This window comes from Microvirga sp. VF16 (assembly GCF_016864375.1).
In the GTDB taxonomy this organism is placed as follows: Bacteria; Pseudomonadota; Alphaproteobacteria; order Rhizobiales; family Beijerinckiaceae; genus Microvirga.
On sequence record NZ_CP069354.1, the window covers coordinates 1,479,777 to 1,505,791 of the forward strand.

At 61.7% G+C, this 26,015-nt stretch carries 23 protein-coding genes, 1 tRNA gene and 1 pseudogene; 13 read left to right on the forward strand and 12 right to left on the reverse strand.

Translation table 11 applies throughout. From position 1 onward, the window contains the following. Nucleotides 1–149: 149 nt before the first annotated feature. The 4 genes from JO965_RS07085 to JO965_RS07100 all read left to right on the forward strand — a co-directional run bounded on the left by JO965_RS07085 (nucleotide 150) and on the right by JO965_RS07100 (nucleotide 2,278). The gene (locus JO965_RS07085; RefSeq protein ID WP_203442986.1) at nucleotides 150–551 is read left to right on the forward strand and encodes a CidA/LrgA family protein; all 402 of its coding nucleotides are present in this window, start codon (nucleotides 150–152) and stop codon (nucleotides 549–551) included. Beyond that, nucleotides 544–1,266 (forward strand): LrgB family protein, encoded by a 723-nt coding sequence (locus JO965_RS07090; RefSeq protein WP_203442987.1) that lies wholly within the window; start codon nucleotides 544–546, stop codon nucleotides 1,264–1,266. Before JO965_RS07085 ends, JO965_RS07090 begins: the two co-directional genes overlap by 8 nt. Before the next feature lie 64 nt (nucleotides 1,267–1,330). Next, nucleotides 1,331–1,822, forward strand: a complete 492-nt coding sequence (locus JO965_RS07095) for a DUF1801 domain-containing protein (protein ID WP_203442988.1) — start codon at nucleotides 1,331–1,333, stop codon at nucleotides 1,820–1,822. Between the two features lie 12 nt (nucleotides 1,823–1,834). Continuing rightward, on the forward strand, nucleotides 1,835–2,278 hold the full coding sequence (locus JO965_RS07100) for a DUF1801 domain-containing protein (RefSeq protein ID WP_203442989.1): 444 nt from the start codon (nucleotides 1,835–1,837) through the stop codon (nucleotides 2,276–2,278). Between the two features lie 104 nt (nucleotides 2,279–2,382). Here JO965_RS07100 and JO965_RS07105 read toward each other — a convergent pair whose 3' ends face one another. Further along, complete coding sequence (locus JO965_RS07105) at nucleotides 2,383–2,913, reverse strand: dihydrofolate reductase family protein (protein ID WP_203442990.1); 531 nt, start codon at nucleotides 2,911–2,913, stop codon at nucleotides 2,383–2,385. Nucleotides 2,914–3,070: 157 nt separating this feature from the next. Further along, a complete protein-coding gene (locus tag JO965_RS07110) occupies nucleotides 3,071–4,195 on the reverse strand; it encodes a serine hydrolase (RefSeq protein WP_246776769.1) in 1,125 nt (374 codons plus the stop codon). 182 nt (nucleotides 4,196–4,377) lie between these two features. On the opposite strand from JO965_RS07110, the gene JO965_RS07115 reads away from it, so the two are divergent. Beyond that, entirely contained in the window at nucleotides 4,378–5,652 is a 1,275-nt protein-coding gene (locus tag JO965_RS07115; RefSeq protein ID WP_246776770.1) for a dicarboxylate/amino acid:cation symporter, read from the forward strand. A 75-nt stretch (nucleotides 5,653–5,727) separates the two neighbouring features. Here JO965_RS07115 and JO965_RS07120 read toward each other — a convergent pair whose 3' ends face one another. Next, a complete protein-coding gene (locus JO965_RS07120) occupies nucleotides 5,728–6,942 on the reverse strand; it encodes a CAP domain-containing protein (protein WP_203442992.1) in 1,215 nt (404 codons plus the stop codon). 268 nt (nucleotides 6,943–7,210) lie between these two features. On the opposite strand from JO965_RS07120, the gene JO965_RS07125 reads away from it, so the two are divergent. Next, nucleotides 7,211–8,431 carry an MFS transporter gene (locus JO965_RS07125; protein ID WP_371826842.1) on the forward strand — a complete coding sequence of 407 codons (1,221 nt, stop codon included), beginning with the start codon at nucleotides 7,211–7,213 and terminating at the stop codon, nucleotides 8,429–8,431. A 12-nt stretch (nucleotides 8,432–8,443) separates the two neighbouring features. Here the strand turns inward: JO965_RS07125 and JO965_RS07130 are convergent, their stop codons facing one another. The 4 genes from JO965_RS07130 to JO965_RS07145 form a co-directional block, all read right to left on the reverse strand. After that, on the reverse strand, nucleotides 8,444–9,211 hold the full coding sequence (locus tag JO965_RS07130) for an isocitrate lyase/phosphoenolpyruvate mutase family protein (RefSeq protein ID WP_203442994.1): 768 nt from the start codon (nucleotides 9,209–9,211) through the stop codon (nucleotides 8,444–8,446). Between the two features lie 5 nt (nucleotides 9,212–9,216). After that, complete coding sequence (locus JO965_RS07135; protein ID WP_203442995.1) at nucleotides 9,217–10,272, reverse strand: bifunctional transcriptional activator/DNA repair enzyme AdaA; 1,056 nt, start codon at nucleotides 10,270–10,272, stop codon at nucleotides 9,217–9,219. 81 nt (nucleotides 10,273–10,353) lie between these two features. Then, nucleotides 10,354–11,682, reverse strand: coding sequence for a cytochrome c peroxidase (locus tag JO965_RS07140; protein ID WP_203442996.1), 1,329 nt, complete (start codon nucleotides 11,680–11,682; stop codon nucleotides 10,354–10,356). 5 nt (nucleotides 11,683–11,687) lie between these two features. Further along, nucleotides 11,688–12,542: a hypothetical protein gene (locus tag JO965_RS07145; RefSeq protein WP_203442997.1), complete on the reverse strand. Its 855-nt coding sequence runs from the start codon at nucleotides 12,540–12,542 to the stop codon at nucleotides 11,688–11,690. A 124-nt stretch (nucleotides 12,543–12,666) separates the two neighbouring features. Between JO965_RS07145 and JO965_RS07150 the strand changes: the two genes are divergently transcribed. Next, nucleotides 12,667–13,326 (forward strand): Fe2+-dependent dioxygenase, encoded by a 660-nt coding sequence (locus JO965_RS07150; RefSeq protein WP_203442998.1) that lies wholly within the window; start codon nucleotides 12,667–12,669, stop codon nucleotides 13,324–13,326. Between the two features lie 92 nt (nucleotides 13,327–13,418). Here JO965_RS07150 and JO965_RS07155 read toward each other — a convergent pair whose 3' ends face one another. After that, complete coding sequence (locus tag JO965_RS07155; RefSeq protein ID WP_203442999.1) at nucleotides 13,419–14,039, reverse strand: TIGR02466 family protein; 621 nt, start codon at nucleotides 14,037–14,039, stop codon at nucleotides 13,419–13,421. 105 nt (nucleotides 14,040–14,144) lie between these two features. Here JO965_RS07155 and JO965_RS07160 point away from each other — a divergent pair, with 105 nt between their 5' ends. After that, nucleotides 14,145–15,392, forward strand: coding sequence for an adenylate/guanylate cyclase domain-containing protein (locus JO965_RS07160; RefSeq protein ID WP_371826843.1), 1,248 nt, complete (start codon nucleotides 14,145–14,147; stop codon nucleotides 15,390–15,392). Here the strand turns inward: JO965_RS07160 and JO965_RS07165 are convergent. Beyond that, on the reverse strand, nucleotides 15,389–16,366 hold the full coding sequence (locus JO965_RS07165) for a glutathione S-transferase family protein (protein WP_203443000.1): 978 nt from the start codon (nucleotides 16,364–16,366) through the stop codon (nucleotides 15,389–15,391). The two genes, JO965_RS07160 and JO965_RS07165, sit on opposite strands and share 4 nt — an antisense overlap. Nucleotides 16,367–16,685: 319 nt before the next feature. On the opposite strand from JO965_RS07165, the gene JO965_RS07170 reads away from it, so the two are divergent. Next, a tRNA-Ile gene (locus tag JO965_RS07170) sits at nucleotides 16,686–16,761 on the forward strand. Nucleotides 16,762–16,801: 40 nt separating this feature from the next. Here the strand turns inward: JO965_RS07170 and JO965_RS07175 are convergent. After that, complete coding sequence (locus tag JO965_RS07175) at nucleotides 16,802–17,419, reverse strand: MarC family protein (protein ID WP_203443001.1); 618 nt, start codon at nucleotides 17,417–17,419, stop codon at nucleotides 16,802–16,804. A 180-nt stretch (nucleotides 17,420–17,599) separates the two neighbouring features. On the opposite strand from JO965_RS07175, the gene JO965_RS07180 reads away from it, so the two are divergent. The 4 genes from JO965_RS07180 to JO965_RS07195 all read left to right on the forward strand — a co-directional run bounded on the left by JO965_RS07180 (nucleotide 17,600) and on the right by JO965_RS07195 (nucleotide 24,667). After that, nucleotides 17,600–18,667: a patatin-like phospholipase family protein gene (locus tag JO965_RS07180; RefSeq protein ID WP_203443002.1), complete on the forward strand. Its 1,068-nt coding sequence runs from the start codon at nucleotides 17,600–17,602 to the stop codon at nucleotides 18,665–18,667. A 286-nt stretch (nucleotides 18,668–18,953) separates the two neighbouring features. After that, nucleotides 18,954–20,105 carry an efflux RND transporter periplasmic adaptor subunit gene (locus JO965_RS07185; protein ID WP_203443003.1) on the forward strand — a complete coding sequence of 384 codons (1,152 nt, stop codon included), beginning with the start codon at nucleotides 18,954–18,956 and terminating at the stop codon, nucleotides 20,103–20,105. Nucleotides 20,106–20,129: 24 nt separating this feature from the next. Continuing rightward, entirely contained in the window at nucleotides 20,130–23,315 is a 3,186-nt protein-coding gene (locus tag JO965_RS07190; RefSeq protein ID WP_203443004.1) for an efflux RND transporter permease subunit, read from the forward strand. Between the two features lie 101 nt (nucleotides 23,316–23,416). Beyond that, complete coding sequence (locus JO965_RS07195) at nucleotides 23,417–24,667, forward strand: adenylate/guanylate cyclase domain-containing protein (protein ID WP_203443005.1); 1,251 nt, start codon at nucleotides 23,417–23,419, stop codon at nucleotides 24,665–24,667. A 15-nt stretch (nucleotides 24,668–24,682) separates the two neighbouring features. On the opposite strand, the gene JO965_RS07200 is transcribed toward JO965_RS07195, so the two are convergent. Both JO965_RS07200 and JO965_RS49280 read right to left on the reverse strand, forming a co-directional pair. After that, on the reverse strand, nucleotides 24,683–25,708 hold the full coding sequence (locus JO965_RS07200; protein ID WP_203443006.1) for a S1C family serine protease: 1,026 nt from the start codon (nucleotides 25,706–25,708) through the stop codon (nucleotides 24,683–24,685). Nucleotides 25,709–25,793: 85 nt separating this feature from the next. Continuing rightward, nucleotides 25,794–25,994: pseudogene (locus tag JO965_RS49280) on the reverse strand (LuxR C-terminal-related transcriptional regulator); the annotation flags it as partial. Nucleotides 25,995–26,015 lie beyond the last annotated feature (21 nt).

A 26,015-nucleotide genomic window follows, 5' to 3' on the forward strand; every position in this document is an offset into this window, starting at 1 on the left:
ACAGATCGCGGTTACCGACCATTCCTTGATTGTTTAGCACGGGCAACTTTCGAGCAACAGTCTAGCTTTCTCAAACGCGCCCATCGATGCTTTGCTTGGACCCTCTGCCGCGATACCTGTGGTGGGCGTTCCGCTCTCGAGGCCTGCCCATGATCGTCAGTCTGACCATTATCCTCCTCTGCCAGTTGCTTGGCGAGGTGGTCGCCCGCGGCTTCGGTTGGTCGTTGCCGGGGCCGGTGCTCGGCATGCTGATTCTGTTCGTGTTCCTGAACCTACGGGACCGGATCAGGACGAAGGTGCCGGAATTCGGCAGGACGCTCGACTCGACAGGGAAGGGGCTGTTGGCCCATCTCTCGCTGCTGTTCATTCCGGCGAGCGTCGGCGTGATCCAGCGGCTCGACGTGCTGGCCGATTACGGCGTCGGCCTTGCCGTTGCTCTCGTGGTCTCCACCTTCGTCACGCTCGTCGTGACCGTCGTCGCTTTCGTGGTGGTGTCGCGCCTCAGCGGCTCCGCGATGGAAACGGCCGAGGAGGGAAAAGCCCGTGACTGATCAGGCCTTCTCCCTCTGGGTCTATCTCTCGCAGACCCCGCTGCTCTGGCTCGTGGTGACGCTCAGTGCCTATGTCATCGCGGATCGCATCTCGCTTACCTTCAAGCGACATCCGCTCTTCAATCCGGTGCTGATCTCCGTGGTGACGGTCGCCCTCGTGCTGTGGGGCACGGGTACGTCCTACCCGGTCTATTTCGAAGGCGCGAAGTTCGTGCATTTCCTGCTCGGTCCCGCGACGGTCGCGCTCGCGATTCCGCTTTACGAGAACCGGCACATCGTGCTGCGCTCCATCGTGCCGATGGTGGTGTCGCTCGTCGTGGGGTCCGTCACGGCCATCGTGTCGGCCGTCGCCGTCGCGCAGCTCTTCGGCATTCCCAATCCCATTCTCATTGCGCTCGCGCCGAAATCCGTCACCGCTCCCGTGGGCATGGGCATCACGGAAGCGCTCGGCGGCGATCCGGCGCTCACCGCTATCCTGGTGATGCTCACCGGCGTCACCGGCTCGATCATGGTCACGCCGCTGATGAATGCGTTGCGCATGAAGGATTGGCGTGCGCGCGGTTTTGCGGTGGGACTTGCCTCGCACGGCATCGGGACGGCGCGCGCGTTTCAGGTCAATTCGCTTGCCGGCACCTTTGCCGGCATCGCCATGGGCCTCAATGCGCTGGTTACCGCGCTGCTTCTGCCGCTGGTGCTGAGGCTGCTGCTGGATTAGGCCTTGTTTACACAATAGCAGTACCATGGAGCGCGATAGCATGTCGCCAATGGGGAATGGACCAATGACCGATCCTGCGCTCAAGAGGACGTCTAAGAAGCCAGCGAAGGATGCAAAATCGGCCGAGGCGAAGCCAGTCGCTGTGAACGCCGGGGAGCCGGTTCTTCTCTCGGGCGGCAACCCTCAGATCGCGAAGGGCTATGGCGATGCTCCCGTGCAGGCCTATATCGCTGCCATGCCGGGTTGGAAAAGCGATGTCGGGCGCCGGCTCGATGCGCTCATCGTGCGCACCGTTCCCGGCGTGCGCAAAGCCGTCAAATGGAACTCGCCGTTGTACGGCGTCGAAGGTCAGGGATGGTTCCTCAGCATCCATTGCTTCGCGAAATACATCAAGGTGGCTTTCTTCCGCGGCGGGTCGCTGAATCCCATCCCTCCCGAAGCGTCCAAGCACAAGGATGTGCGCTACTTCCACATCCATGAGCACGACCAACTGGACGAAGCTCAATTCGTCTCCTGGGTGAAGCAGGCCAGCGAATTACCCGGCGAGAAAATGTAGGCGGCAACAATCATGACGACGATGAAGACCGTTTCGCAGGACGCCGATAAAGGCGCCTCTGCCTCTCAGCTGATCGATGCAAAGATCAAGGAACTGAACGATTGGCGTGGTGAGACGCTCAAGCGCCTGCGCGCCCTCATCAAGCAGGCCGATCCCGATGTGATCGAGGAGGTGAAGTGGAGGGGCGTTCCGGTGTGGTCGCATGCCGGCATCATCTGCACCGGCGAGACCTACAAGAGCGCCGTGAAGATGACCTTTGCCAAAGGGGCCTCGCTCGATGATCCATCCGGCCTTTTCAATGCGAGCCTTGAGGGCAATACGCGGCGCGCCATCGATTTTCATGAAGGCGATGCGATCGATGAAGAGGCATTGAAGGCGCTCATCCGTGCGGCTGTGGCGCTGAACGTGGCGAAGAAGGCAGGCAGCCGTAAAGGGAAGTCGGCGGCTGAAACATAAAAACGCACGCACCGCTTTTCCCTCATGCGAGGTGGAGCAGATGTGCGGGGGCCATAGGACTCTGGCAGGTCGTACCACGTACGAACGTCGGGTTAGTCGCGCGACTATGCGGGAACGTATGTTAACCTGATCACGTCCCCGCCAATGCGATCGCTTGCCATGAGGCGCAGCGGCGGCCGCGGGCCGGCGAAGAAAGGCTTGCCGCGACCAAGCACGACGGGATGGGTGTACAGTCGATATTCATCGACCAGACCAAGTTCGGTCAGACTTTGCGCTAGCTCAGGTCCGGAAACTTCAATCTCCCCGTCCAGTTGGGCCTTCAGCCCGCGGATCGTCGCCTCGATGTCTTCCCCAATAAGAGTGGCATTCGGGCCGACGGACTTCAGCGAGCGCGATACGACCCATTTCGGTTGGCTCCGCCACGCCGCTGCATAGTCGCGTTGCGCCTCGTCCCACTCGGAATGGTCTTCGTCCCAATATCGCATCACCTCGTACATGCGGCGACCGTACACGCTGCCGGCCAGGCCGCGCACGTCGTCGATGAAATGACGAAAGAGCGCAGGATCAGGCGCAAATTCCATGTGATCGACATAGCCGTCCAAGGACTGGTTCAAAGCGAACACCAGCTTCGCCATGCTGCAGGATCTCCCCAAAGTTCCTCAAAAAAGGCTTGGGCCGATGCTACGCAGAAATGAAGTTTGTTACAATCTGGCCGCTGCTTCCTTGGTGAGTCCAATAGCAGGGTCCACTTTCCGATCCTGACCCGCAGTTCCTCGGACAACACGCCTTTGCCTAAAGTGGCTTCTCCGTCTGCGAACCGTTCGTCCCCAAGCTGCCCGTCGTCTCGCTTTGTCTCGGCAGGAACGCCGGAACGATGCCGTCCGCGACCAATGCGTGCAACTGACCGATGTAATTGTCCTCTCGCGACGGCTCGGTTGCGTTGGAGGTCATGACCACCGTCAGGCTGAGGCTCGGAATGACGTAGAGCATCTGTCCGCCGAAGCCCCAGGCGTAATGGGCTCTGTGCCCGTGCATCTCGCGCATGAACCAGCCATAGCCGTAAGCATCGCCGGTGAAGGGCGAGGAGGTGCGCGGCGTCCAGGATTCCCTGATCCAGTTCTCCGACACGACGCGCTTGCCGTCGATCATGCCGCCCTGACGATACATCTCGCCGAAGCGCAAAAGCGCGCGCGGCGAGAGCGCCATCTCGTTGCCGCCGAGATAGATGCCCTGCGGATCGCGCGTCCAGGGCGCGACATCGACTTCGAGCGGCTCGCCGAGCCAATCGCGCGCCAGTTCCAGCGTGCTGCGCTTCGAGGCCCGTGTCAGCGCAGCCGACAAGAGATGCGTGCTTCCGGTCGAATAGAGCATGCGCCCACCGGGCTCGTCGACGAACGGGCGCGAGAGAATGTAGCGCACCCAATTGTCGCTGCTGATCCATGCGCCGTAATTGCGGCCGGAAGTGCGCCCCAGTCCCGCTTGCATGGAGAGCAGATGGCCGATGGTGATTTTCTTGATCCGCGCATCGGCATCGGAGGGGATGCTTTGCCCGAGGATCGATGCGACCGGTTGGTCGACACCCCGCAGAGTGCCGCGCTCAATGGCAATGCCGACCAATGCCGACATGATCGTCTTCGATGCGGACTTGATGTTCGTCGGGCGGTCAAGCCGTGCACCACTGAATCCCCGCTCCACCAGGACGCTTCCATTGTGGGACACGATCAGGGAACGGAGGTTCGGAAGGTCGCTGGCGCGCGTGGCCGCTTCTTCGATCAGCTTCGCATCGGGCACCGGCGCCGGTGGAGGAGAGGTGGGCTGGGCCAATGCGCCAACGGCGCCGGTCAGCATCAGGAGAAAAGCCAAACCGGCTTTGGGGAGGGTGAAGCTTGAGAGGCAGAGCATAGAGAGTTCTGACATTGTGTTGCTGTCGGACAAGAACCGAGATGGACGGGCGTTCCGGCGGGGCAACGCCCTCACACGCCATTGTGAGCATCGACCATCCATGCGGCAGCCCGCCCCCAGCCCTGCACGGGTGGCATTGGTGCTCTTGCCGCCGATCCCTTATTTCCAGATAAATTTGTAAATCTAAGGCAATCAACATGTTGAAATCGTGGTTTACCCGCCCGCTCTGGCAGCGGGTCACCGTAGGCTTTGCCCTCGGCATCCTTGCCGGCGTGCTGGCCGGGGAGCAGGCCGCCGTATGGTTCAAGCCGCTCGGCGACCTCTACCTGAACCTCGTGCGGATGATCGTGATCCCGCTGGTGTTCTTCACCATCACGTCCAGCGTGGCGAAGCTTGCCGAAGCAGGTAACGTAGCCAGCCTGGGCCTGCGCACCCTGTTCTGGTTCATTGCCACCTCGGCCATCGCCGTGCTCGTGGGCATCGCCTTCGGGCATCTCATCGATCCGGGTCTCGGCCTGTCGAACCTGCCGCTCGGCGAGGTGAAGCCGCGCACGATCCCAACGCCGCTCGAGGTCCTGATCGGCATCGTGCCGACGAACCCGATCAAGGCCATGGCCGATACCAACGTGCTGCAGGTGCTCTTCTTCGCCGGCATCGTCGGCGCTGCCCTCGTCTCGCTCGGAGAGAAGACGGCCGGCATCCGCACCCTTGTCGACCAGGGCGCGACCGTCGTCTTTCGCATCACGCGCTGGGTGCTACAGCTCACGCCCATCGGCACCTTCGGCCTGATTGCCTGGGTTGTCGGGCGCTACGGTCTCGCCTCGCTGCTGCCGCTCGGCAAGTTCATCGCGGCCATGTATCTCGCCTGCCTGTTCCACATCGTCGTGGTCTATGGCGGTCTCCTGAAGGTGCACGGCCTGAAGGTCGGCCGCTTCTTCCGCGGCGCTGCGCCGGCGATGCAGATGGCCTTCGCCACCTCGTCGAGCCTTGCCACGCTGCCGATGTCCCTGCGCGTCGCGGTCGAGAAGCTCGGCGTGCCGCAGAGCTATGCGAGCTTCGCTTTGCCGCTCGGGGCCAACGTGAAAATGGATGGCTGCGGCGCGATCTATCCCGCCATCGCGTCGATCTTCATCGCGCAGTATTTCGGTCTCGATCTCTCGCTGACGCAGTACGTGCTCATCGGCTTGACGGCGGTTCTGGGCTCGCTCGGCACGGCAGGCGTGCCTGGCACCTCCATCGTCATGCTGACGCTGACCCTGAGTACAGCAGGTCTGCCGCTCGAAGGCATCGGTTACATCATCGCCATCGACCGCGTCGTCGATATGATGCGCACCATGACCAACGTGACGGGTCAGATCCTCGTGCCGGTGATCGTCGCGAAGGAGGAGCGCATTCTCGATCAGGCCGTCTATGACGGCAATGTCGAGACGCATACGCCGGCCGGTGAAGCGGTTCTGGTCGCCGCCGAATAATCGTTAGCTACGAACGCGAAAAACAAAAAAGGCGGGCCTGCTGAGCCCGCCTTTTCTTTTTGGGTTTGTTCGAACTCAGAACAGGAAGTCCGAAGCGCCGATCAGCGAGAGCTTCACGTTGATGAGCGTGATCGACTGGCCGTCGGCCTTGATCAGCACGTCGTCAACTTTGCCGTCGCTGTCCGCGTTGAATTTGCGGATGCTGAGATCGTTGAAGCTCAGATCGGTGGCGCGCAGATCGATGCGGTCGCTGGCGTTCCTGAAATCGGTGATCTTGTCCTTGCCCCATTGGCCCGAGAAGCGGAACGTGTCCGTGTTCGTGCCGCCGGTGAGGATGTCGTTGCCGCTGCTGCCGGAAAGCGTGTCCTTTCCGCTGTCGCCATAGAGCCGGTCGTTCCCGGCATTGCCGGTGAGGGCATCGTTGCCGGTGCCGCCATAGAGCTTGTCGTTGCCGCCGTTGCCGTAGAGCTTGTCGTTGCCGCCATTGCCCTTGATCGTATTGGCTACGGACGTTCCCTTGAGGGTGTTGTTGCTCGCGGTGCCGCTGATCGTGGTCGAGGTCGGCGTGGAGGGGGTTCCCGTTGTCGGGTCGATGAGATCGAGCTTCACATTCGAGGCGCTGATCGTCACCTGCTTGGTCACCGCGGCAAAGCCGCCGCCGGAGAACGTGACCTCATAGGTGCCGGCCGCGAGCGCCAAGCCGTAGCCGCCGGCGCTTTCCGTCGTCGTGCTGTATCGGGCGCCGGTCGAACTCACGGCCGTCACCGTCAATCCACCGAGGCCCTCGCCGATGTCGTAAAAAAGGTCGCCGTCCTTGTCGTCCATGCCGACGCCAGTCAGAAACACCTTCGTGCCGGACTTGGCGAAGTTCTGCGTGACGAAGGCCCCGTCCCAGGTCTGGTACGGACCGGTGTCGAAGCCGATGCCGATCTCGCGGAAGGTCCCGTTGAGGATATTCGCCTTGTGGCCCGGGCTGTTCATCAGGCTCGTGTGCAGCAGCTCCACCTCGTCCTGGAGGCCCGCAGGAGCGCGCGTGCTGGCCCACGCGATATTCTCCGCCGAGGTCCAGGAACCCGAGAAGGTGTAGCCTGCCTGAATCATCCGCTGATGTGGGGAAGACCCGCCTGCTCCCGTATGGGAGAACGTGTCGGTCGCGATCATCCAGTTGCTGTGCGAATCCGCCGATTCGTTGAGATCGCCGTTGAAGGTGAGCGGCTGAGCGCCCGTCTTCGCCCGTTCACGGTTCACCAGTTCGAGCATGAACTGCTCATAGGCCGTGGCTTGCGACATCAAATACCCCTTGGTGCTTATTCGTTTTCCCGTTGTCCGGGCTAATGGCCTGGGGCTTAGAGACTAAATGGGAAGAAGTTGTGGCTCGATCGTTATAGGGTTTCGAGCTGTCTGGCGCGTCTATTGACGTATGGTCGAGAGGAACTTTGCCCTACCTGCGCTGTAACCCTGCTCTGCAGCATGAGAGGGAGATCGGGGCCGCATTCTGGTCTATAGCGGAACCCGGAAACGCCTTATGCCAAGCTTGGCAGCATAACGAAGAATGTCGATGACCAACCAAACATCAGCCATGTCCGTTGCATCCCGTCCCATCTCGGCGGAGAGGGTCGCGGTCCCGATCCTGGTTGCCATCAGCATTTCGCATCTGCTGAACGATCTCATCCAATCGCTGCTGCCGGCGATCTACCCCATCCTCAAGAGCAATTTTCACCTCGATTTCGGCCAGATCGGGCTGCTCACGCTGACCTTCCAGTGCACTGCATCGCTGCTTCAACCGATGATCGGCACGTTCACGGACCGGCGGCCGCAGCCATTCTCCCTCGTGGTCGGCATGGGCTTCACCCTGATCGGGTTGCTGACGCTGTCGCAGGCGGGATCCTATCCGGTCCTGCTTTTGGCGGCGGCGCTCATCGGCATGGGATCCTCGGTGTTCCACCCGGAATCCTCCCGTGTCGCACGCCTGGCCTCCGGCGGACAGCACGGACTGGCGCAGTCGGTGTTCCAGGTCGGCGGCAATGCCGGAAGTGCGCTCGGGCCCTTGCTTGCCGCCTTCATCGTCGTTCCCTTCGGGCAGCCGAGCATCGCCTGGTTTTCCGCGGTGGCTCTGCTGGCGATGCTGATCCTGTTTGTCGTGGGGCGCTGGTATCAGGCCAAGCTCGCGGATCTGCGCGCCAAGCCGCGCATGAGCGAGGCCGGATCGCTGTTCTCGAAGCGGCGCGTCGTGGTCTCGATCGGAATCCTGATGCTGCTGATCTTCTCGAAGGATTTCTACGTCGCGAGCTTCACCAACTATTTCACCTTCTACCTGATCTCCAAGTTCCAGCTGTCCGTGCAGGACGCGCAGATCCACCTCTTCATCTTCCTCGGTGCGCTCGCCGTCGGCACGCTACTCGGCGGGCCCATCGGCGACAGGATCGGACGGCGCTATGTGATCTGGCTCTCGATCCTCGGCGTCCTGCCCTTCACCCTCGCGCTGCCCTTCGCCGATCTGTTCTGGACGACCGTGCTGAGCGTCATCGTGGGCGTGGTCCTGGCCTCCGCCTTCTCGTCCATCCTGGTCTATGCCATCGAGCTGGTGCCAGGCCGCGTCGGCATGATCGCGGGCTTCTTCTTCGGATTCTCATTCGGCATGGCGGGCCTCGGCGCCGCGGCGCTCGGGCATCTCGCCGACATCACGAGCATCGCGACCGTCTATACGATCTGCTCGTTCCTGCCAGCCATCGGTCTTCTCGCGTATTTCCTGCCGAAGATCGAAAAGCCCCGGGCCTAGAAGGAAGTCCTGTCAGCCCAGCGCCGCCCTTGCGGCGTCCTCCAGAGCCTTCATCGCCATGCGATACGGTCCAGGTCCATGGCTGATGCGGGCGACACCGAGTTCTGCGAGGCGTGCAGCCGGGGGTGTCTTGGCGCTCGCCATGATGTTCACCGGCAGAGGCGAACCTTCGACGACACGCGCGATGAGCTTTTCGTCGACGAGGCCCGGGACGAAAAAGCCATCCGCACCGGCATCGGCATAGGCGCGGCCGCGCTCCAGGGCTGTCGCGACATGGCTCTCGTCGTGCTGATACGGAGCCGCGAGCAGGAACACGTCCGTGCGCGCATTGAGGAACGCGGGGATGCCGAGCCGGTCGGCCGCTTTTTTGGCGCCGGTGAGACGCGCAGCCTGATCGGCGATCTCACGCAAAGGACCCGACTCGCGAAAACTGTCCTCGATATTGTAGCCGATGGCGCCTGCCTCGATAGCGCGGGCAATCGTGCCGCCGACCTCGTCCGGGTTGGCGCCGTAGCCGGTTTCCAGATCGATGGTGACCGGAAGATCGGTGGCCGCCACGATGCGTTCGAGATTGGCGATGGCAAGATCGAACGGCATGAACTCACCGTCCTCGAAGCCATGCGCCGCCGCAACCGACCAGCTGCCGGTCGCAAGAGCCTTCGCGCCGCTTGCCGCTACGGCCTTGGCGCTGCCCGCATCCCAAACATTGAACAGGATGATCGGTTGTCCGGGAATGTTGAGGGCCCTGAACGTCTTGGCCTTCGTGACTTGATCGGTCATGTCCTTCACCCCTTGGAGAATGTTGCTGCGAGGCGGCGCTCGTGTTCGAGCAGCCATTGCTTGCGCCAGATCTTGCCACCATAGCCGGTCAAAGATCCATCCGCACCGATGACACGATGGCAGGGCACGATGATGGCGACCTGATTGGCCCCGTTCGCCCGCGCCACCGCGCGGGCCGCGTCGGGACGGTCGAGGAAGCGGGCGATCTCGCCATAACTGTGCGTGGTGCCAGTCGGGATTTGGCGCAGGGCCTCCCAGACCGTGGCTTCGAACGGCGTGCCTTTCTGAACGATGGGCACGTCGAACGAGATCGAGCGGCCGGCAAAATATTCTTCCACCTGATGAGCGAGGGTGTCGAGCATAGGATGCTGCCCGAATGAGATCGGCCCGACGCGCTTGCGCAGTCGCTCGATCTCGGTTGGAAGCGCCTTGCGCTCCGCGAATTCGAGCAGATGTACGCCGGCATCGTCCGCGACAGCGAGCATCGCGCCAATGGGCGTGTCGAGCCATTGGGCAGTCAGGATCTGACGCGTTGTCGTGCGGATCGGTGCGTCGCCGATGAGCTTGCTGATCGCATCGCGAAAGCCGCTGCCGGACTCATAGCCGGCATCGAGTTGGGCATCCATCACGGAGCCTCCCTGTTGCAATGTGTTCACCGCGAGCCCCAGACGCTGCGATCTCGCGTATTGCGCGAAGGTGATGCCGTATTCGCGCTGGAAGGCGCGGCGGACAGTAGATGGATCGTAGCCGAGAGCTTTGACATCCTCGGCGCTCCACCGCCGTTCCGGCTCGGCCCTGATCCTGTCCCTCAAGGTGTCGAGCGCGCCGCTCGTCGGCCGTTTGATGTCGAGGGGCTTGCAGCGCAGGCAGGCGCGAAAGCCTGCATCCTGCGCCGCGTCCCTGCAGGAGAAGAACACCACATTGTCGCGCTTCGGCTTGCGGGCCGGGCAGGTCAGGCGGCAGAAGATACCGGTCGTCTTCACGCCCACATAGGCGAACCCCTCATAGGAAGGATCGCGGGCGATCAGGGCGGCAAAGAGGGTGTCGTCGTCACGGAGCATTGGCATGACCCTGTTTTAGCGCAACCCTTAGGCCCGTGTCGCCGGAAACGAGGCGTGTATTTTTCTTTCCGCGGGTCCCGCTCAGGGGACCGGCGCAACATCCACGCTCAGGCGCATCTCCGGATGGATGCCGCAGATCACGTCGTAATGGCCCGGCTGGTCGAAACCAATGGCAACGGTGTCGCCGGGATTCTGAGCGTCCGAGTTGAAGCTCTTGCCGGGCCCGTCGAGACGGACGTTGTGGACGCGTGTATCGTCGTTGAGGATGCGCAGGGCCTCGCCCACCTTCAGGATGACGGCGCCTGGCGAGAAGCGCCGGTCCTTCTGGCTGACGGTGGATGTGGCGACCGCCTCCGCATTCGTGCCCCAACTCATCGTCCTCGGAGGCAGGCTTGCCGGACGGGGAGGATCGTCGCTGGAGAGGGTGTTGAGGAACGCGACGAGTTGCGCCCGCTCCGTCGTGCTGAGTTCGATCCGCTGCGGCAGATCCGCTGAAAGGGTAGGGCGCTGCACGATGCGTTTCGCGTAGTGATCCACCACGTCCTCGAAGGTCGTGAGCGAGCCGTCATGCATATAGGGTGCGGACCAGACCCGCTCGCGCAGGCTCGGCGTCTTGAAGGCATGGTCGGCGGCCTTTAAACCGAGAATGGGTCCACGTCCCCTGTCCTCGCTTGGCAGGCCAATGTCGTGGAAGGCTTCGTCGGTGAAGCGCCAGCCTTGATGACAGGCGACGCAGCTGGCCTTGCCGACAAAGAGCGCAAAGCCCGCCATTTCGTCCGGCTCCAGAGCCTTGTCGTCGCCCTTCACCCAGCGGTCGAAGCGGGTTTCCGGCGAGATGAGCGTGCGCTGAAACGCGGCGAGCGCCTTTGCGAGATTGTCTTGCTTCACCGCGGGATCGTCCGGGAAGGCAGCAGCGAAGGCTTGGTGCATTTGCGGATCGGCGCCGAGCTCACGCAAGGCCGTCTGCAGGTTGCCGGCCATCTCGCGCTCGTTCTCGATCGGCGCCATGGCCTGCGTTTCAAGGCTCGATGCCCGCCCGTCCCAGAAGAAGGACAGGCCCCAGGCCAGGTTCCAGAGCGGGGGCGTGCGACGGCCGAGAGGTTGTCCGTCGTGGCCGATATGGCGGTCGACGCCGTCGGAGAAGGACAGGTCAGCCTGATGGCAGGTCGAACACGCCATATCGCCGGAGCCCGACAGGCGCGTCTCTTCAAACAGCTTCGCCCCGAGAACAATCTTTTCCGGGGTGGCGGGATTGTCTGCAGGCGTCGGCATATGATCAGGACGCGCGAAAACCTTTCGCCAATGTTCTGTGTCGAACGGAGCGGCCTCGTCGGCTGCTCCGCCGACGAGGCCTGCGAGCAGGAGGCTCGCAAGCACTCGGCCGGCTTTGGCAAAACCTTCACGCGTCATGAATGTTAGCGAAGATTCCCGAGCTGCAGCTCGAACTTCGACACGCTACTCAGGAACTCTCCGGAATCCTTGACGGCCTGCTTCGGCGGCGTCACGGACGGGAAGGTCGCCTTCAGCTCGTTGAGGCTCGCCTGCAGAGCCTTGGCCGCATCGACATTTTTCGCGGTGGCGGCGGGCATGACCGTTCCGACGAGGCGGTCCACTTCCAGCACGAAGCCGCGTGCATCCTGATATTCGACCACGTTGGCGATACGGCCTTTTTCGACGGCCTCTTCATATTCGTCGGCCGCCTGCTGCAGCACCTCGAGAGCCGTTTCGAGCACGAAATAGGGGCCATTCTCTTCCTTCGCCTTCACGGCGGTTTCGGCCGCCGCCAGACGCTCGTCGAGAGCCGCGCGGGCGCGGGCATAGGCTTCCTGGTTCTTGGCTTTCACGGTTTGCGAAAGGGCCTTCAGGGCGACCTGGAACGGCGCGACGTTGAAGGTCTTCAACTGATCCCGGATGCTGGCATAGATCTCCTCTTCCGGATGCAGGAAATGGGGCAGGGCATCTGCCCAGCGCCCGGCCTCGATGAGTTCGGCACCGACGAGAAGATGGCCGCGGATCATCTCGATGCCGCGATAGAGATGGAGGGAAGGCTCCAGCTGCGCGGCGCCTCCACCCTCGCCTTCTCCCTCGCCGCCGGCCGTGGCCGCGGGTGCGGCGTGGCCCTGGTGCTGGGCGAGGTGAAGCAGGGGCTGATCGGCCTTGGCCTCGATCCCGGCCGGGGGAGGAGCGTGCAGGATCGTTGCTTGAGAAGCTGCGGGTGCTGCGACCAGGACGGCGGTGCTCAGGCCCGCCCAAATCTTCCGTTTCTTCATGACATCTCCCCTCGGCAGGACAAGGTCGCCGCGGCCAGTTTAGAAAAATTAAAAACTGTCTTTCTTTACAAGGATTTAGCTACATCTTATGGGGATTTCTGACAAGCCTGAAGGGGGTCTTCCCATGCTGATCACGATTGCGGACGTGCTGCCCCAAGGTGAACTCGAAGAAGTCCGCACGATGCTGGGCTCCATGCGCTTTGAGGATGGCCGCGCGACGGCGGGCTGGAGCGCCAGACTCGTCAAGGACAACGAGCAGGTCCGCGAGGGGGCCGCTCTGACGCTGCTTCGGGAGAAGGTGTCGAAGGCCATTCTCGGCAACGAGGTCTTCAGCCTCGCCGTGCGCCCGAAAGCGCTGACGCCGCTGACCTTTGCCCGTTATGGACAAGGCAAGGAATACGGCTCCCATGTGGACAATCCGCTGATGAACGGTATTCGCACGGACGTGTCCTTCACGCTCTTCCTGGCCGATCCGGAATCTTACGACGGCGGCGAACTCGTGATCGAATCCGTCTCCGGCGAGGAGGAGGTGAAGCTGCCCGCGGGCCACCTCATCGCCTATGATTCGACGAGCCTGCATCGGGTGGCACCGGTCACCCGCGGCGAGCGCATGGTGGCGGTCGGCTGGGCGCAGAGCTATGTCCGCGACAGCGCCCGGCGCGAGCTTCTGTTCGATCTCGAAACCGCCAAGCGCAGCCTGTTCGCCCAATCCGGCAAGACACCGGAATTCGACCTCCTGGCGAAAAGCAGCGCCAATCTTTTTCGGATGTGGGCGGAGGTGTAAGCGTCCGACTTCCCAGTCCGGCTATCACTCCGCTCCCATCCTGAGGAGGTGCAGGTTGATATGGAGTCGGACTTGCCTGGACCCGCTGTGTCCTACTGCCAGGAGTAGTTGAAGCTGATGCTGACGCGCTCGCTTTCGGCCTCGTTCAGGGGCACCTCGTGGCGCAGCCAGCTTTCCCAGAGCAGTACCGTGCCGGGGGCAGGCTTCATATAGGCGAATTGCCGGTTCTCCTGCTTGGCCTTGGCCTTGCGTGGCGGGGCGGCCATCATGAAGCCGAGGCGCGGATCCTCAAGCTTGAGCGCGCTCGCGCCTTCCGGAATTGTCACGTAATAGGTGCCGCTCACCACCGAATGCGGGTGGATGTGCGAGGTGTGGATGCCTCCGGGCGGGAGGATGTTGATCCACAGGCTGTCGAGGACAAGCTTGCGGCCCTGGAGATCGAATTCCAGCTCCTTGGCGAAGGCCGCCACATGCTTGTCGAGCTCCTTCAGAAGCTCGCCGAAGACCGGCACTCGCCAAGGCAGGTCGTTCAGGGAGGCATAGGACGTGTAGCCCGGATAGCCATGCTTGGCGCACCAGCGTTGGCCCGCCTCGTCGTCCTCGGCAATGGACAGGCAGGCGGCTTCGAGCTCCGCATTGCGGCTCTCGGCCTTGGCGCCGGTCAGCTCGGCGCGGTAGACTTTGGTGACGAAAAGCGTGTCGATACTTGCCATAGCTTGGCTCTATTCCGGCCGCCGGTTTCTGTCAAAGCCATTGCTCTTTCGGGACGGGCATCCCAGCTTTCATGTTGGAAAGTTTCCTCATGGCTTGAAGGATCCATGAGGGCAACACACCTTGGCCTCATGATGTCGTCCTCCCTCGTCCCGACCGCTTCAAGCGATCTTCTGACCATGGCTCGAAGCCTCGATGCCGAAAGCCTCGCACGTGTCATCGCTTTGCGGGACTGGCTAATCACGGCCGCAGGCCAGATGGAGGATTCGAACGAGGTCCTGGCTGGCTTCCTCACCCGTCTGATCGATCTTGGCCTGCCCATCGACCGGGCCGTTTCCGCCATCGAGACGCTGCATTCGGAATATGCCGGGATCGGCCGCTTCTGGACCCGGGAGGAGGGCACCATCGTGCGCTACCTTCCTCACGGGGACCGCCGCGAGGCGATTTATCAGACCAGCCCCTTCGCCCATGTCAACCGCACCGGCGAGTGGCTGATCCTCGATCTCGCGATCACGCCCGACGATCTCTTTCCGATCGTCCCGGAGCTGAAGGAAGCAGGCTACCGTCATTACGTCACCATCCCGATCCGCTTCACCAACGGGGCTGAGAACGCGATCTCGTTTGCAACGAGGTCGCCGGAAGGATTCGGCATGCGTGAACTGACGATCCTGCGCATGGTCATGCCGTCCTTCGCGCTCGTGACCGAGCTGCGTGCCACGAGCAACCGACTCGACGAGGTGCTGCGCATCTATGTGGGGGACGATCCGCACAAGGCGATTCTGTCGGGCGCCATCCAGCGCGGACAGGTGACGCGGATACGCTCGGCCATTCTGTTCGCCGACATGCGCGACTACACGCATATCTCCTCGACGCTGAGCCCTGAAAATGCGGTCGAGCTGTTGAACAACTATTTCGATTGCCTCGTGCCGCCCATCGAGGATGAGGGCGGAGAGGTGCTGAAGTATCTGGGCGACGGGCTACTCGCCATCGTACGCGACAAGGGCGACGATACGGGCGGTGCGGCGCAATCGGCGCTCACCGCCGCCACCAAGGCTCTTCGTCGCATCGAGGCGGCCAACAATGAAGGACGCTTTCCCGTGCCGATCAATGTCGGCTTCGCGCTCCATCATGGCGATGCGGCCTACGGCAATGTCGGCTCCGGTCAGCGCCTTGACTTCACGGTGATCGGCCGCGACGTGAATCTTGCGAGCCGCATTGCGGAGTTGAACAAGAGCCTCGGCGAGCCGCTGCTCATGTCGAAGCCCTTCGTCGAACATCTGTGGGGCAACCCTTCGCCGCTCGGCGCGCACGCGGTCCAGGGTTTTGCCGAGGCAGTCGAGGTCTACAAGCCTTAAAAGCTATCGCGTCCATGCGGCGCGTCGAGATTGATGATCGGCCCGAGCGGCACGATGCCGCTTGGATTGATGGTCCTGTGGCTTTCGTAATAATGCCCTTTGATGTGAGCCATGTTCACCGTCTCGGCGATACCGTCCGTCTGGTAGAGATCGCGTAGGTAGCCTAAGAGATGCGGATAATCCGCGATGCGGCGCAGGTTGCATTTGAAATGGCCGACATAAACCGGATCGAAGCGCAGCAGCGTGGTGAAGAGACGGATATCGGCTTCGGTCATCCTGTCGCCGCAGAGATAGCGGCGTGAGGACAGGCGCTCGTCGAGAAAATCGAGCGTTTCGAAAAGCGGATGGATCGCCTCTTCATAAGCCTGCTGCGTCGTCGCAAAGCCCGCCTTGTAGACGCCGTTGTTCAGAGTGTCGTAGACGCGCGCGTTCAAAGCGTCGATCTCGTCCCGCAGCTCCTCCGGGCAGTAATCGCCTGGCTTCGCTCCCAATCCGTCGAAGGCGGAGTTCATCATGCGGATGATCTCGGCCGATTCGTTATTCACGATGGTGCCGGTCGCCTTGTCCCAGAGCACGGGCACCGTCACGCGGCCGGTATAATCGGGCTCGGCTGCGGTGTAGACCTGATGGAGATACTGTGCGTTGTTGATGGGATCCGGAAGGACGCCGGGGCCGTCCTCGAAGGTCCAGCCATGCTCCAGCATGCGCCAGTGCACGACGGAGATGTCGATCATTCTCTCCAGGCCTTTGAGCTTGCGCATGATCAGCGTGCGGTGGGCCCAGGGGCAGGCGAGCGAGACATAGAGATGGTAGCGCCCGGGTTCCGCCTTGAACCCGCCTTCTCCCGTCGGACCAGGAGATCCATCGGCGGTGACCCAGTTCCGGAAGGCAGAAGGCTTGCGCACAAAGCGCCCGCCTGTGCTCTTGGTGTCGTACCAGCGGTCCTGCCACACACCGTCAATCAGCAACCCCATCCCATCCTCCATCTCCGGCCTCGTCCGGGAGACCCGATTCGAGCGTGAAAGCAGACAGATGGTCGAACCCGGCACGGGTCAAGAGGCATCCTGGATCTCCGATGCCTCGAGAGCGCATGCGATAGCCGGCCCGGAAGAGGAGGGCAAAACCGGCTTGACGGGATTTGAGATGTATTACAGGAACATGAAGGGTCCAGGTTCGTCCTGGACTGCCCTTCTCTCTGAGCTTCGGTTCCCGGAAAAGGGCACAGCCTTCCGCCACGACAAGGGGTGACGAAAGGCTTTCCCTCCATTAGAGGTTCCCTTGCCTTCCTCGGAAGGGCCTGTAGCTCAATGGTTAGAGCCGGCCGCTCATAACGGTCTGGTTGCAGGTTCGAGTCCTGCCAGGCCCACCACTCTCCAATGCGTTGGTTTTCAGTGGCAACTCAGCCTGCACTACGGCGGGAGGTTGAACGCGTGCTTGATGCCCAGAACGATGCCGTTCACGGCCACGCTGGCGAGGATGAGTCCCATGACCCGGCTGATGACGCTGGCGCCGGCGTCGCCGATGATCTTGATGATCCGGGAGGCCATAAGCATGAGGATCAGCGTCATGAGCAGGATGAGAGCCATCTGAGCCACGGTTTCAGCCTGCTGTGCAATGCTGAACTTGGTGTTATCCGTGAGCGAGACGACGGCCAGCATGGCGCCCGGGCTCGCGATGGAGGGAATGGCAAGCGGGTAGATCGACCGGTCGATATCCGAGGTCTCGATATCCTTCTCCTCGGCTTCGATCTTCGGCTCCCCGAAAATCATCGTCAGTGCGAACAGGAAGAGAACCACGCTGCCGGCGATCTGGAAGGCATCGAGGTCGATCTCCATGGCCTGAAGCAGCGCCTGACCCGCAACGACGAAAAACAAGAGGACGAAGAAGGCCGCCACCGTTGCCCTGAAGGCGGTTCGCCTCGCGGCGACGGCGCTCATGCCGGCCGTAACGGCCAGAAATACCGGAAGTGTTCCAATCGGGTCGATCACGACCCACAAGGTGATCAGGTCGGTGAAATACTGGCCCATCGGCGGTGGCCCTCGCCTCTATGTCACAGATAATGCGCCTTGGGCGCAAAGCCAAGCTTATCCGGATCGCCTGTCGGAACAGAATGATCGCGGCTCTCGTCGCATTCACGGCGTAACGTTCCGACTTGTGTTCCCGGGCTTCCGTCATGGTAATCTCCCAAGCGACGACGGGAGCCCGGAATGACTGGTCGAACAGAGAGCCGTAAAAACCCTGTGCGTGGGCTGGTGTGCCCGAATGCCGAAAAATCCGTCTCGCTGGCGCTGCAGGGCGGTGGCGCGCATGGTGCCTTCACCTGGGGCGTTCTCGATTATCTTCTTGAAGATGGCCGGCTCACCATCGAGGCGATCACGGGCGCGAGCGCCGGTTCGATGAATGCGGTGGTGCTTTTCGAAGGCTGGCTCGAAGGCGGACGAGACGGCGCGCGCGAACAGTTGCGCAAGTTCTGGAAACGGGTGAGCCTCGACGGTGTGCTCTCGCCGCTCCAGCGTTCACTGTTCGATCGCCTGTTGAGCTACTGGAGCTTCAATGGCTCCTCATCTCATCTTTGGTTCGATGCTTGGTCGCGCGTCGCGAGTCCCTACGACCTAAATCCGCTCGACATCAATCCCCTGCGCGATGCCCTCAACAGCCTGATCAATTTCGAGCGGGTGAGGGCCTGCAAGGATGCAAAGCTGTTCATCGCCGCGACCAACGTCTGGTCCGGAAAGATCCGAATCTTTACCGGCCCTGAGCTGACCGTGGACCATGTGCTCGCCTCAGCTTGCCTGCCGATGCTCTTCAAGGCAGTCGAGATCGACGGAGAGCCTTACTGGGATGGCGGCTATACGGGCAATCCGGCGCTCTTCCCGCTTTTCTACGAAACACAAACGGACGATATCCTGCTGGTGCAGATCAATCCGATCGAGCGCCGGACGACGCCGCGAACCGTGCAGGAAATCCAGAACCGGCTGACCGAAATCACGTTCAATGCCAATCTGCTGCAGCAGCTCAGATCGGTCGAGTTCGTGACGCGGCTGATCGAGGAGGGAAAGCTTTCGACCAAGGATTACAAGCACGTCTTCATGCACCGGATCCATGGCGGGCAGGAGCTTGATGAGTTCACCGCCGCGTCCCGCCTCAGTGCTCAATGGAGCTTCTTCAAGGAGCTCAAGGATCTTGGCAGAAATGCCGCCCGCACATGGCTTGCCAAGAACTACCGGTTCATCGGGCAGGAAAGCACGCTCGATCTGCGCAATGCCTATACCTGAGCACCTAGCCAACCGGCTAGGTGTGCGGCCATGGGTGCCATCCCATCATTGAAGCTGTGGGCACCGTTTCAATCGAATCTCATGGACAGCTTAAGCAGATCGAAGGTGCAGCCAGGTTCTGTACCTGTTGCGTATCACTGTTGCGTATCTTGTCAGAAACTCATCAATGCGTAGTATTGCATCGCAATAAGGATAAAGGCTCCTCCACGTGCCGTTGCACACAGGGCTGAGAGCCGAAATTTGGAAGTATGGTGCTGCGTCGATAGTCCCGATCAGGAGGTTACGCATGCGCTTTCCTCGATCCGTGTTTGTTTCCAGCGTTCTTTTTTCATGGTTCGGCGCGGCGAGCCTGGCCTTGGCCCAGGGCGGTCCTGCGCCGCCGCCACCGGTCACAGTCGCAAAACCCCTCGTGAAAGATATCGTCGAGCGGGATGATTTCATCGGGCGCTTCGAGGCCATCGATCAGGTCGATATACGGGCGCGGGTCTCGGGTTACCTCGACAAGGTGCATTTTCAAGATGGCACCTTTGTCAAGGCGGGAGACCTTCTCTTCACCATCGACCAGCGGCCCTATCGCAATGCGCTTGAGCAGGCGCAATCAGCCGTCACATCGACTCAGGTTCGCCTGGAATTCGCGCAGAGCGATCTCGAACGCGCCGAGCAGCTGCGCCGAACCGGCAATATCACCGATCAGCTTTACGATCAGCGGCGGCAGGCGTTCCTGACGACCAAGGCGGAGCTGGACCGTGCGCAGGCAGCGTTGCGGCAAGCGCAGCTCGATGTCGAATTCACGGAGATCAAAACGCCCCTATCGGGGAGAATTTCGCGCAAGCTCGTCTCCGAGGGCAATCTGGTCAATGCCAACGAGACGATCCTGACGAACGTTCTCTCGCTCGATCCGATCCAGTTCTACTTCGACGTCGATGAGCGCTCCTACCTGGCCTTTTCGCGGCAAACTCGTGGCGGCACGAATACCTCCGCCAGCGGAGAGACCAATGAAGTCGTGCTCACATTGACGGACGAGCGCCTCGGGCAGCGCAAGGGACATCTCGATTTCGTCGACAACCGGCTCGACTCGGCAAGCGGCACGATCCGTGTGCGCGCGGTCTTCGAGAACAAGGATCGTTTCCTGACCCCCGGCCTGTTCGGCCGCGTCACGGTGGGCGCCTCCGATCCTTACAAGGGCATTCTCCTGCCCGACGAGGCCATCGGCAGCGACCAGGACAGGCGCGTCGTCTACGTGGTCGGCGAGAACAACACTGTCAATCTTAAGCCCGTGCGTATCGGTCCAAGGATCGACGGTTACAGGGTCATCCGGGACGGGCTGACCGGCAACGAGACGGTGGTCGTAAACGGTCTTGTCCGGATTCGGCCCGGAGCGCCGATCACGCCGCAAATGACGACCCTTCCCCCGATGCGGGAACGAAACGGCAGCTGATCTTACGCGAGGAGGGCGCTTTTCATGCGCTTTGCCCATTTCTTCGTCGACCGCCCCATTTTCGCGACGGTCCTGTCGGTGCTGTTCCTGGTCATCGGCGGGATCGCGTACACGACCCTGCCGGTCGCGCAATATCCGGAGGTCGCGCCGCCAACCGTGGTGGTCCGGGCGAGCTATCCGGGAGCCGATGCGCAGACGGTTGCGGCGACGGTCGCGACACCGCTGGAGCAGCAGATCAACGGTGTCGAGGACATGCTCTACATGTCCTCGTATTCGACCGGCGACGGTGCTATGGCGTTGACGATCACCTTCAAGCTCGGCGCCGATCTCGACAAGGCCCAGGTGCTGGTTCAGAACCGCGTGGCCATTGCAACGCCGCGCCTGCCGGAAGAGGTGCGGCGCCTCGGCGTGACGACACTCAAGAGCTCGCCCGATCTGATGATGGTCGTGCACATGCTCTCGCCGGACAATTCGTATGATCAGCTCTATGTCTCGAACTACGCCCGCAACTATGTGCGCGACATCCTGTTGCGGCTCGATGGCGTGGGCGATCTCATCATCTTCGGCGAGCGGCAATATTCCATCCGCATCTGGCTCGATCCGGAGAAGCTTGCCTCCTACGGCATGACGTCGAGCGAGGTGGTGCGCGCGATTCAGGAGCAGAATGTTCAAGTGTCCGGCGGCGCCTTGGGGCAGGAGCCGACACCGACGGATGCGGCGTTCCAGCTGACGGTGACGACACAGGGGCGCTTCGAGGATCCACGCCAGTTCCGGCAGATCATCGTTCAGGCGACACCGCAGGGCCGTCTCGTGCGGCTGCAGGACGTCGCCCGCATCGAGCTCGGCGCCCAGGATTACGTGACGAATTCCTATCTTAACGGCAAGCCTGCCGTCGCCCTCGCGATTTTCCAGCGGCCTGGCACCAACGCGCTCGCCGCGTCGGATCAGATTACCCGGACCATGGAGGAGCTCAAGGGCAACTTTCCGCCTGGCATAGCTTATCAGATCGTCTATAATCCCACGGAATTTATCGCCGAGAGCGTGAACGAGGTCTACAAGACCCTGTTCGAGGCCACGGTGCTCGTCGTGATCGTGGTGTTCGTGTTCCTGCAGAGCTGGCGCACGGCGATCATTCCCATCGTGGCAATTCCCGTCTCGCTGATCGGCACCTTTGCCTTCATGGCGGCCCTTGGATTCTCGATCAACACCTTGACCCTTTTCGGCATGGTTCTGGCCATCGGCATCGTGGTCGACGATGCCATCGTGGTGGTGGAGAATGTGGAGCGTAACATCGCTCTCGGCATGTCGCCGCGGGATGCCGCCCACACGACCATGGACGAGGTCGGCACCGCGCTCGTGGCCATCGCGCTAGTCCTGGTGGCAGTCTTCGTGCCGACGGCTTTCATTCCGGGTATATCCGGTCAGTTCTACCGGCAATTCGCCCTGACCATCGCAGTCTCTACAGTCATCTCGGCCTTCAACTCCCTGACATTGTCGCCGGCCCTCGCGGCATTCCTCCTGAAACCCCATAGCCATGAGCACTCCAGAAATCCGATTGCCCGGTTTGGACGAACACTGGCCAATGGCTTCAATCGCGGTTTCGATGCCACAGCCAATGGCTATGCCAGGACTGTGGGAACGCTGGCGCGACATAAGCTGATTGTATTGCCGATCTATGTCGGCCTTCTGGCCGGCACCGTATGGATCGCCAACCACGTACCGCGCGGCTTCATTCCGACGCTCGACCAGGGCTATGCCATCGTGGTGATCCAGCTGCCGGATGGCGCCTCCCTGTCGCGCACCGATGCAGTGGTGCAAAGGGCATCGAAGATCATTCAAGAAACGCCAGGCGTGAAGAATGCTGTGGCCTTCGCGGGGTTTTCGGGCGCCACCTTCACCAATGCGACCAATTCTGCAGCGATCTTCGCCGGGTTCAAGCCTTTCGACGAGCGGATCGAGGCGGGCGATACCGGGTCTAAGATCATCGGCGATCTTTTCGCCCGCATGCAGCAGATCGAGGAGGCGTTCATCATTGCCATTCCGCCGCCGCCGGTGCGCGGGCTCGGCAATTCCGGCGGCTTCAAGGTCCAGATCCAGAATCGGACAGGCGACGATGTGCGCGGCATTCTGGCGGTCGCCTATCAGCTGATGGGACAGGCGCGGCAGAACCCGAACCTGGCCGGCGTCTTCACGACATTCTCGGCCAATTCGCCGCAGGTCTATCTGGAGATCGACCGCCAGAAGGCGAGCATCCTGAACGTGCCGATCCCGAACATCTTCGAGACGCTGCGCATCAATCTCGGCACCGCCTATGTCAACGACTTCAATGCCTTCGGGCGCGTCTACCAGGTGCGCGCCCAGGCTGATCAGCGCTTCCGTATCGATCAGGAAGATATCAACCGATTGCGAGTTCGCTCGTCCACGGGCGCTCTCGTGCCTTTGGGCACGCTCGTCGAGATGCGCGAGGTCTCTGGTGCCGATCTGATCCAGCGCTACAACATGTTCACCTCGGTTGCCCTGCAGGGCAATGCCGGTCCAGGAATGTCCTCGGGCACCGCCCTCGATACCATGGAGCAATTGGTTCAGCAGAACCTTTCGCCCGGCATGGGTTTTGAGTGGACGGAGCTGGCATTCCAGGAACGGCAGACCGGCAACACGGCGGTGTTCATCTTCGCCTTGTCGGTGCTCTTCGTATTCCTCGTGCTGGCGGCCCAGTATGAAAGTTGGTCGATGCCCATCGCGATTATCCTCATCGTGCCAATGAGCGTGCTCTCCGCGCTGATCGGCGTGATGATCCGTGGGCAGGACAACAACATCCTGACTCAGATCGGCCTGGTGGTTCTGGTTGGATTGGCCGCCAAGAATGCGATCCTTATCGTCGAATTCGCAAGGCAGGCGGAATTTGAAGGCAAGACGCCGGTCGAGGCGGTCGTCGAAGCCTGCCGGCTGAGGCTGCGTCCCATCCTGATGACGGCATTCGCCTTCATCCTCGGTGTGCTGCCGCTTGCGATTGCGACCGGACCCGGGGCCGAGATGAGACAGGCCCTGGGCACGGCCGTGTTCGCCGGCATGCTTGGCGTGACCGTGTTCGGGTTGTTCCTGACCCCGGTCTTCTACGTGGCCGTACGGCTTGTGATCCTTCGGATGTTCAGGCGCGCGGGCATGAAGCGAGCCGGTGCCGTGGAAACTCAACCGAAACCCGCTGAGTAGATCGATGGCAGGCGCGCCGCTTGATCGACATTCGGCTTTGACCAATCATCCAATGTGCCGTCATGGATGGCTGGCAGAATCATCGTCGTGAAGAGACCCCTATGGACGCAGCCAGGGCAGCCAGCATCGCGAAATGGGTCACCGAGGCCGGATTGATCGGCATGTCGGAGTTGGAGCTTCTGCATGGCTTCTGCGACCGCCTGATTGCGGAAGGATTGCCTGTCTCGCGGGTCAATATCGTCATCGACACGCTGCACCCGATCCATGAGGGACGCGTTTTCCGCTGGCGTCGTGACGATCAGGAAAGCCTCAATCCGGTGGTCGAATATGGCCGCACCAATGTGGAAGGCGAGGCGGCCGAAAACTGGCGCCGGAGCACCTACTACCATCTTCTCGTCAGCGGAGAGGACTTCCTGCGACGGCGAATCGGTCCCGGCCATCCCGAGGACTTCTCCGTCCTCAAGGATCTGCGGGCCGATGGGCAGACGGATTATGTGGTTCTGATCCATCGCTTTGCCGTCGAAGGCGCGATCGGCGAGATGGATTGCTTCTATTCCTCCTGGACGACGGACGCTCATTCCGGCTTTACCGATGAACACATCGCGCTTCTGCGCGAGCTGGCCTCACCCCTGATGCTCGCCCTGAAATGCGCTTCGCTCGCGCGCATCGCCAAGACTCTCGTCGAGACCTATCTCGGGCGCGACGCCGGCCGGCTCGTCCTGAACGGTCGCATTGCCCGCGGCGTCACGGACCGGATCCAAGCTGTTCTGTGGTTCAGCGACCTGCACAGTTTCACCCACATCACGGAGACGGCAGATCCCGAACAGATCATCCCCTTCCTGAACGATTATTCGGAAGCCGTCATCTCGTCCATTTATGAAGCAGGCGGCGATGTCCTGAAGCTCATCGGGGATGGCGCACTTGCAATCTTCAAGGAGGAGAATGCGAGTGAAGCCTGCCGGTCCGCTCTCAAGGCGGAGCGACTGATGCGTTCTCGCATCCAGGCCCTGAACGACGAGCGCCGATCATGCAACCTGCCGGTCACGAGCGCTTATCTCGGCCTGCATATCGGCGAGGTCTTTTACGGCAATATCGGCAGCCAGGACCGCCTGGATTTCACGGTCGTGGGACCGGCCGTGAATGAAGTGAGCCGGATCGGCGCTTTGTGCCGTTCCGTCGAGAGAGACGTTCTGGTCTCTTCAGCCTTTCACGCCACTGCGTCGAAGGATGATCAGGAATGCCTCGTGTCGGTCGGCCGTTATGCGCTGAGAGGCGTTGCCCGGCCGCAGGAGCTGTTCACGCTCGATCCCTCACGCCTGGAGGACGAGGGATTTCGAGCGGACGCGGAATAGGAAACTGGGCTCCGCTTATTCCACACGAGCGGCTTTCGTCTTTCGCTCGACGGGGGTGATGGTCACAGTACGCATTTCACCTTTCTTGAGAAGCACGAGTTCGACGAAGCGCCCGATCCGCTCGCCGTTCAGCAGGCGCACCAGATCGTCGACGCCACCGACCGGCTCGCCGTCGAGCGAGAGGATGACATCGCCCTGTTCGAGCTGCGCATGTTCCGCTGGGCTGCCCGGTTCCACTGCGGCGATGACCACGCCGAATTTTCCGGTCAAACCGGCCGCATAGCTGATGCGCCGCGGCAGCGGCACCGTCTGTCCCGCGATGCCGATCGAGGCTCGGCGAACGCGGCTATGGCGGATCAGTTCCGACACGACGAAACTTGCCGTGTTGCTCGCGACGGCAAAGCAGATGCCCTGAGCTCCCATGATGACGGCCGTGTTGATGCCGATCACCTCGCCGGAGGTCGCCACAAGTGGGCCGCCGGAATTGCCCGGGTTCAGGGCTGCATCGGTCTGGATCACATCGTCGATGAGCCGTCCCGACTTCGCTCGCAGGCTTCGCCCGAGAGCGGAGACCACACCGGCCGTCACTGTCGACTCGAATCCCAACGGGTTGCCGATGGCGATTGCGATCTGACCGCGCTTCAGTCGTTTGGAATCGCCCAGGGTGGCGAAGGGAAACCTGTCGCCATTGGCGCGCAGCAGGGCGAGATCCGTGTCGGGATCATCACCGATCACCCGGGCGTCGATGGTACGTCCATCGGATCCGGTGAGACGCGCCTCCCGCGCGCCCTGCATGACATGGCTGTTGGTGAGCAGCAGCCCATCGGGCGAGATGATGACGCCCGAACCCATGCCGGCTACTCGTCCCGAAGCCTGAGGCTCGACCCGTACCACCGCGGGACCGATGCGGTCCACGACGCTTGTCACGGCCTTCGAGTAGGAATCGAGCAGTTTATCGTCATCGCGGGCATCGGAAGCCGGCCGTGACGGCGATGGGGAGTCACTCGTGTGGAGGAGAAAGGTTGGAGTGCGATCGAGCATGGAGCCCTCCAGGGATAACGCTATTTCACATCATGTGGTGATGCGAAGTACAAGACCCAAGAACTCGGAACGCATCGCCGGTATGTTACAGCAGGATGAGGCCGAGACGGACCGCCTGCGCGACGGCATCCGTTCTTCCGGTTGCATCGAGTTTCGCCGCGATGGAGGCGACGTGGAATTTCGCGGTGTGGAACGAGATCCCGAGCTTACGGGCAATGAGTTTGTTCGAGGCGCCTTCCGCCAGCAGCCGCAGGACTTCGAGCTCGCGCGCCGTGAGAAGATCATCCCGTGGGAGGTCCTGGCTGCT

Excerpts from the sequence above, each read along its gene's own strand:
- JO965_RS07085 (WP_203442986.1), top strand. The coding sequence starts at position 150 with ATGATCGTCAGTCTGACCATTATCCTCCTCTGCCAGTTGCTTGGCGAG.
- JO965_RS07095 (WP_203442988.1), top strand. The coding sequence starts at position 1,331 with ATGACCGATCCTGCGCTCAAGAGGACGTCTAAGAAGCCAGCGAAGGAT.
- JO965_RS07100 (WP_203442989.1), top strand. The coding sequence starts at position 1,835 with ATGACGACGATGAAGACCGTTTCGCAGGACGCCGATAAAGGCGCCTCT.
- JO965_RS07105 (WP_203442990.1), bottom strand. The coding sequence starts at position 2,913 with ATGGCGAAGCTGGTGTTCGCTTTGAACCAGTCCTTGGACGGCTATGTC.
- JO965_RS07110 (WP_246776769.1), bottom strand. The coding sequence starts at position 4,195 with ATGTCAGAACTCTCTATGCTCTGCCTCTCAAGCTTCACCCTCCCCAAA.
- JO965_RS07115 (WP_246776770.1), top strand. The coding sequence starts at position 4,378 with ATGTTGAAATCGTGGTTTACCCGCCCGCTCTGGCAGCGGGTCACCGTA.
- JO965_RS07120 (WP_203442992.1), bottom strand. The coding sequence starts at position 6,942 with ATGTCGCAAGCCACGGCCTATGAGCAGTTCATGCTCGAACTGGTGAAC.
- JO965_RS07125 (WP_371826842.1), top strand. The coding sequence starts at position 7,211 with ATGACCAACCAAACATCAGCCATGTCCGTTGCATCCCGTCCCATCTCG.
- JO965_RS07130 (WP_203442994.1), bottom strand. The coding sequence starts at position 9,211 with ATGACCGATCAAGTCACGAAGGCCAAGACGTTCAGGGCCCTCAACATT.
- JO965_RS07135 (WP_203442995.1), bottom strand. The coding sequence starts at position 10,272 with ATGCTCCGTGACGACGACACCCTCTTTGCCGCCCTGATCGCCCGCGAT.
- JO965_RS07140 (WP_203442996.1), bottom strand. The coding sequence starts at position 11,682 with ATGACGCGTGAAGGTTTTGCCAAAGCCGGCCGAGTGCTTGCGAGCCTC.
- JO965_RS07145 (WP_203442997.1), bottom strand. The coding sequence starts at position 12,542 with ATGAAGAAACGGAAGATTTGGGCGGGCCTGAGCACCGCCGTCCTGGTC.
- JO965_RS07150 (WP_203442998.1), top strand. The coding sequence starts at position 12,667 with ATGCTGATCACGATTGCGGACGTGCTGCCCCAAGGTGAACTCGAAGAA.
- JO965_RS07155 (WP_203442999.1), bottom strand. The coding sequence starts at position 14,039 with ATGGCAAGTATCGACACGCTTTTCGTCACCAAAGTCTACCGCGCCGAG.
- JO965_RS07160 (WP_371826843.1), top strand. The coding sequence starts at position 14,145 with ATGAGGGCAACACACCTTGGCCTCATGATGTCGTCCTCCCTCGTCCCG.
- JO965_RS07165 (WP_203443000.1), bottom strand. The coding sequence starts at position 16,366 with ATGGGGTTGCTGATTGACGGTGTGTGGCAGGACCGCTGGTACGACACC.
- JO965_RS07175 (WP_203443001.1), bottom strand. The coding sequence starts at position 17,419 with ATGGGCCAGTATTTCACCGACCTGATCACCTTGTGGGTCGTGATCGAC.
- JO965_RS07180 (WP_203443002.1), top strand. The coding sequence starts at position 17,600 with ATGACTGGTCGAACAGAGAGCCGTAAAAACCCTGTGCGTGGGCTGGTG.
- JO965_RS07185 (WP_203443003.1), top strand. The coding sequence starts at position 18,954 with ATGCGCTTTCCTCGATCCGTGTTTGTTTCCAGCGTTCTTTTTTCATGG.
- JO965_RS07190 (WP_203443004.1), top strand. The coding sequence starts at position 20,130 with ATGCGCTTTGCCCATTTCTTCGTCGACCGCCCCATTTTCGCGACGGTC.
- JO965_RS07195 (WP_203443005.1), top strand. The coding sequence starts at position 23,417 with ATGGACGCAGCCAGGGCAGCCAGCATCGCGAAATGGGTCACCGAGGCC.
- JO965_RS07200 (WP_203443006.1), bottom strand. The coding sequence starts at position 25,708 with ATGCTCGATCGCACTCCAACCTTTCTCCTCCACACGAGTGACTCCCCA.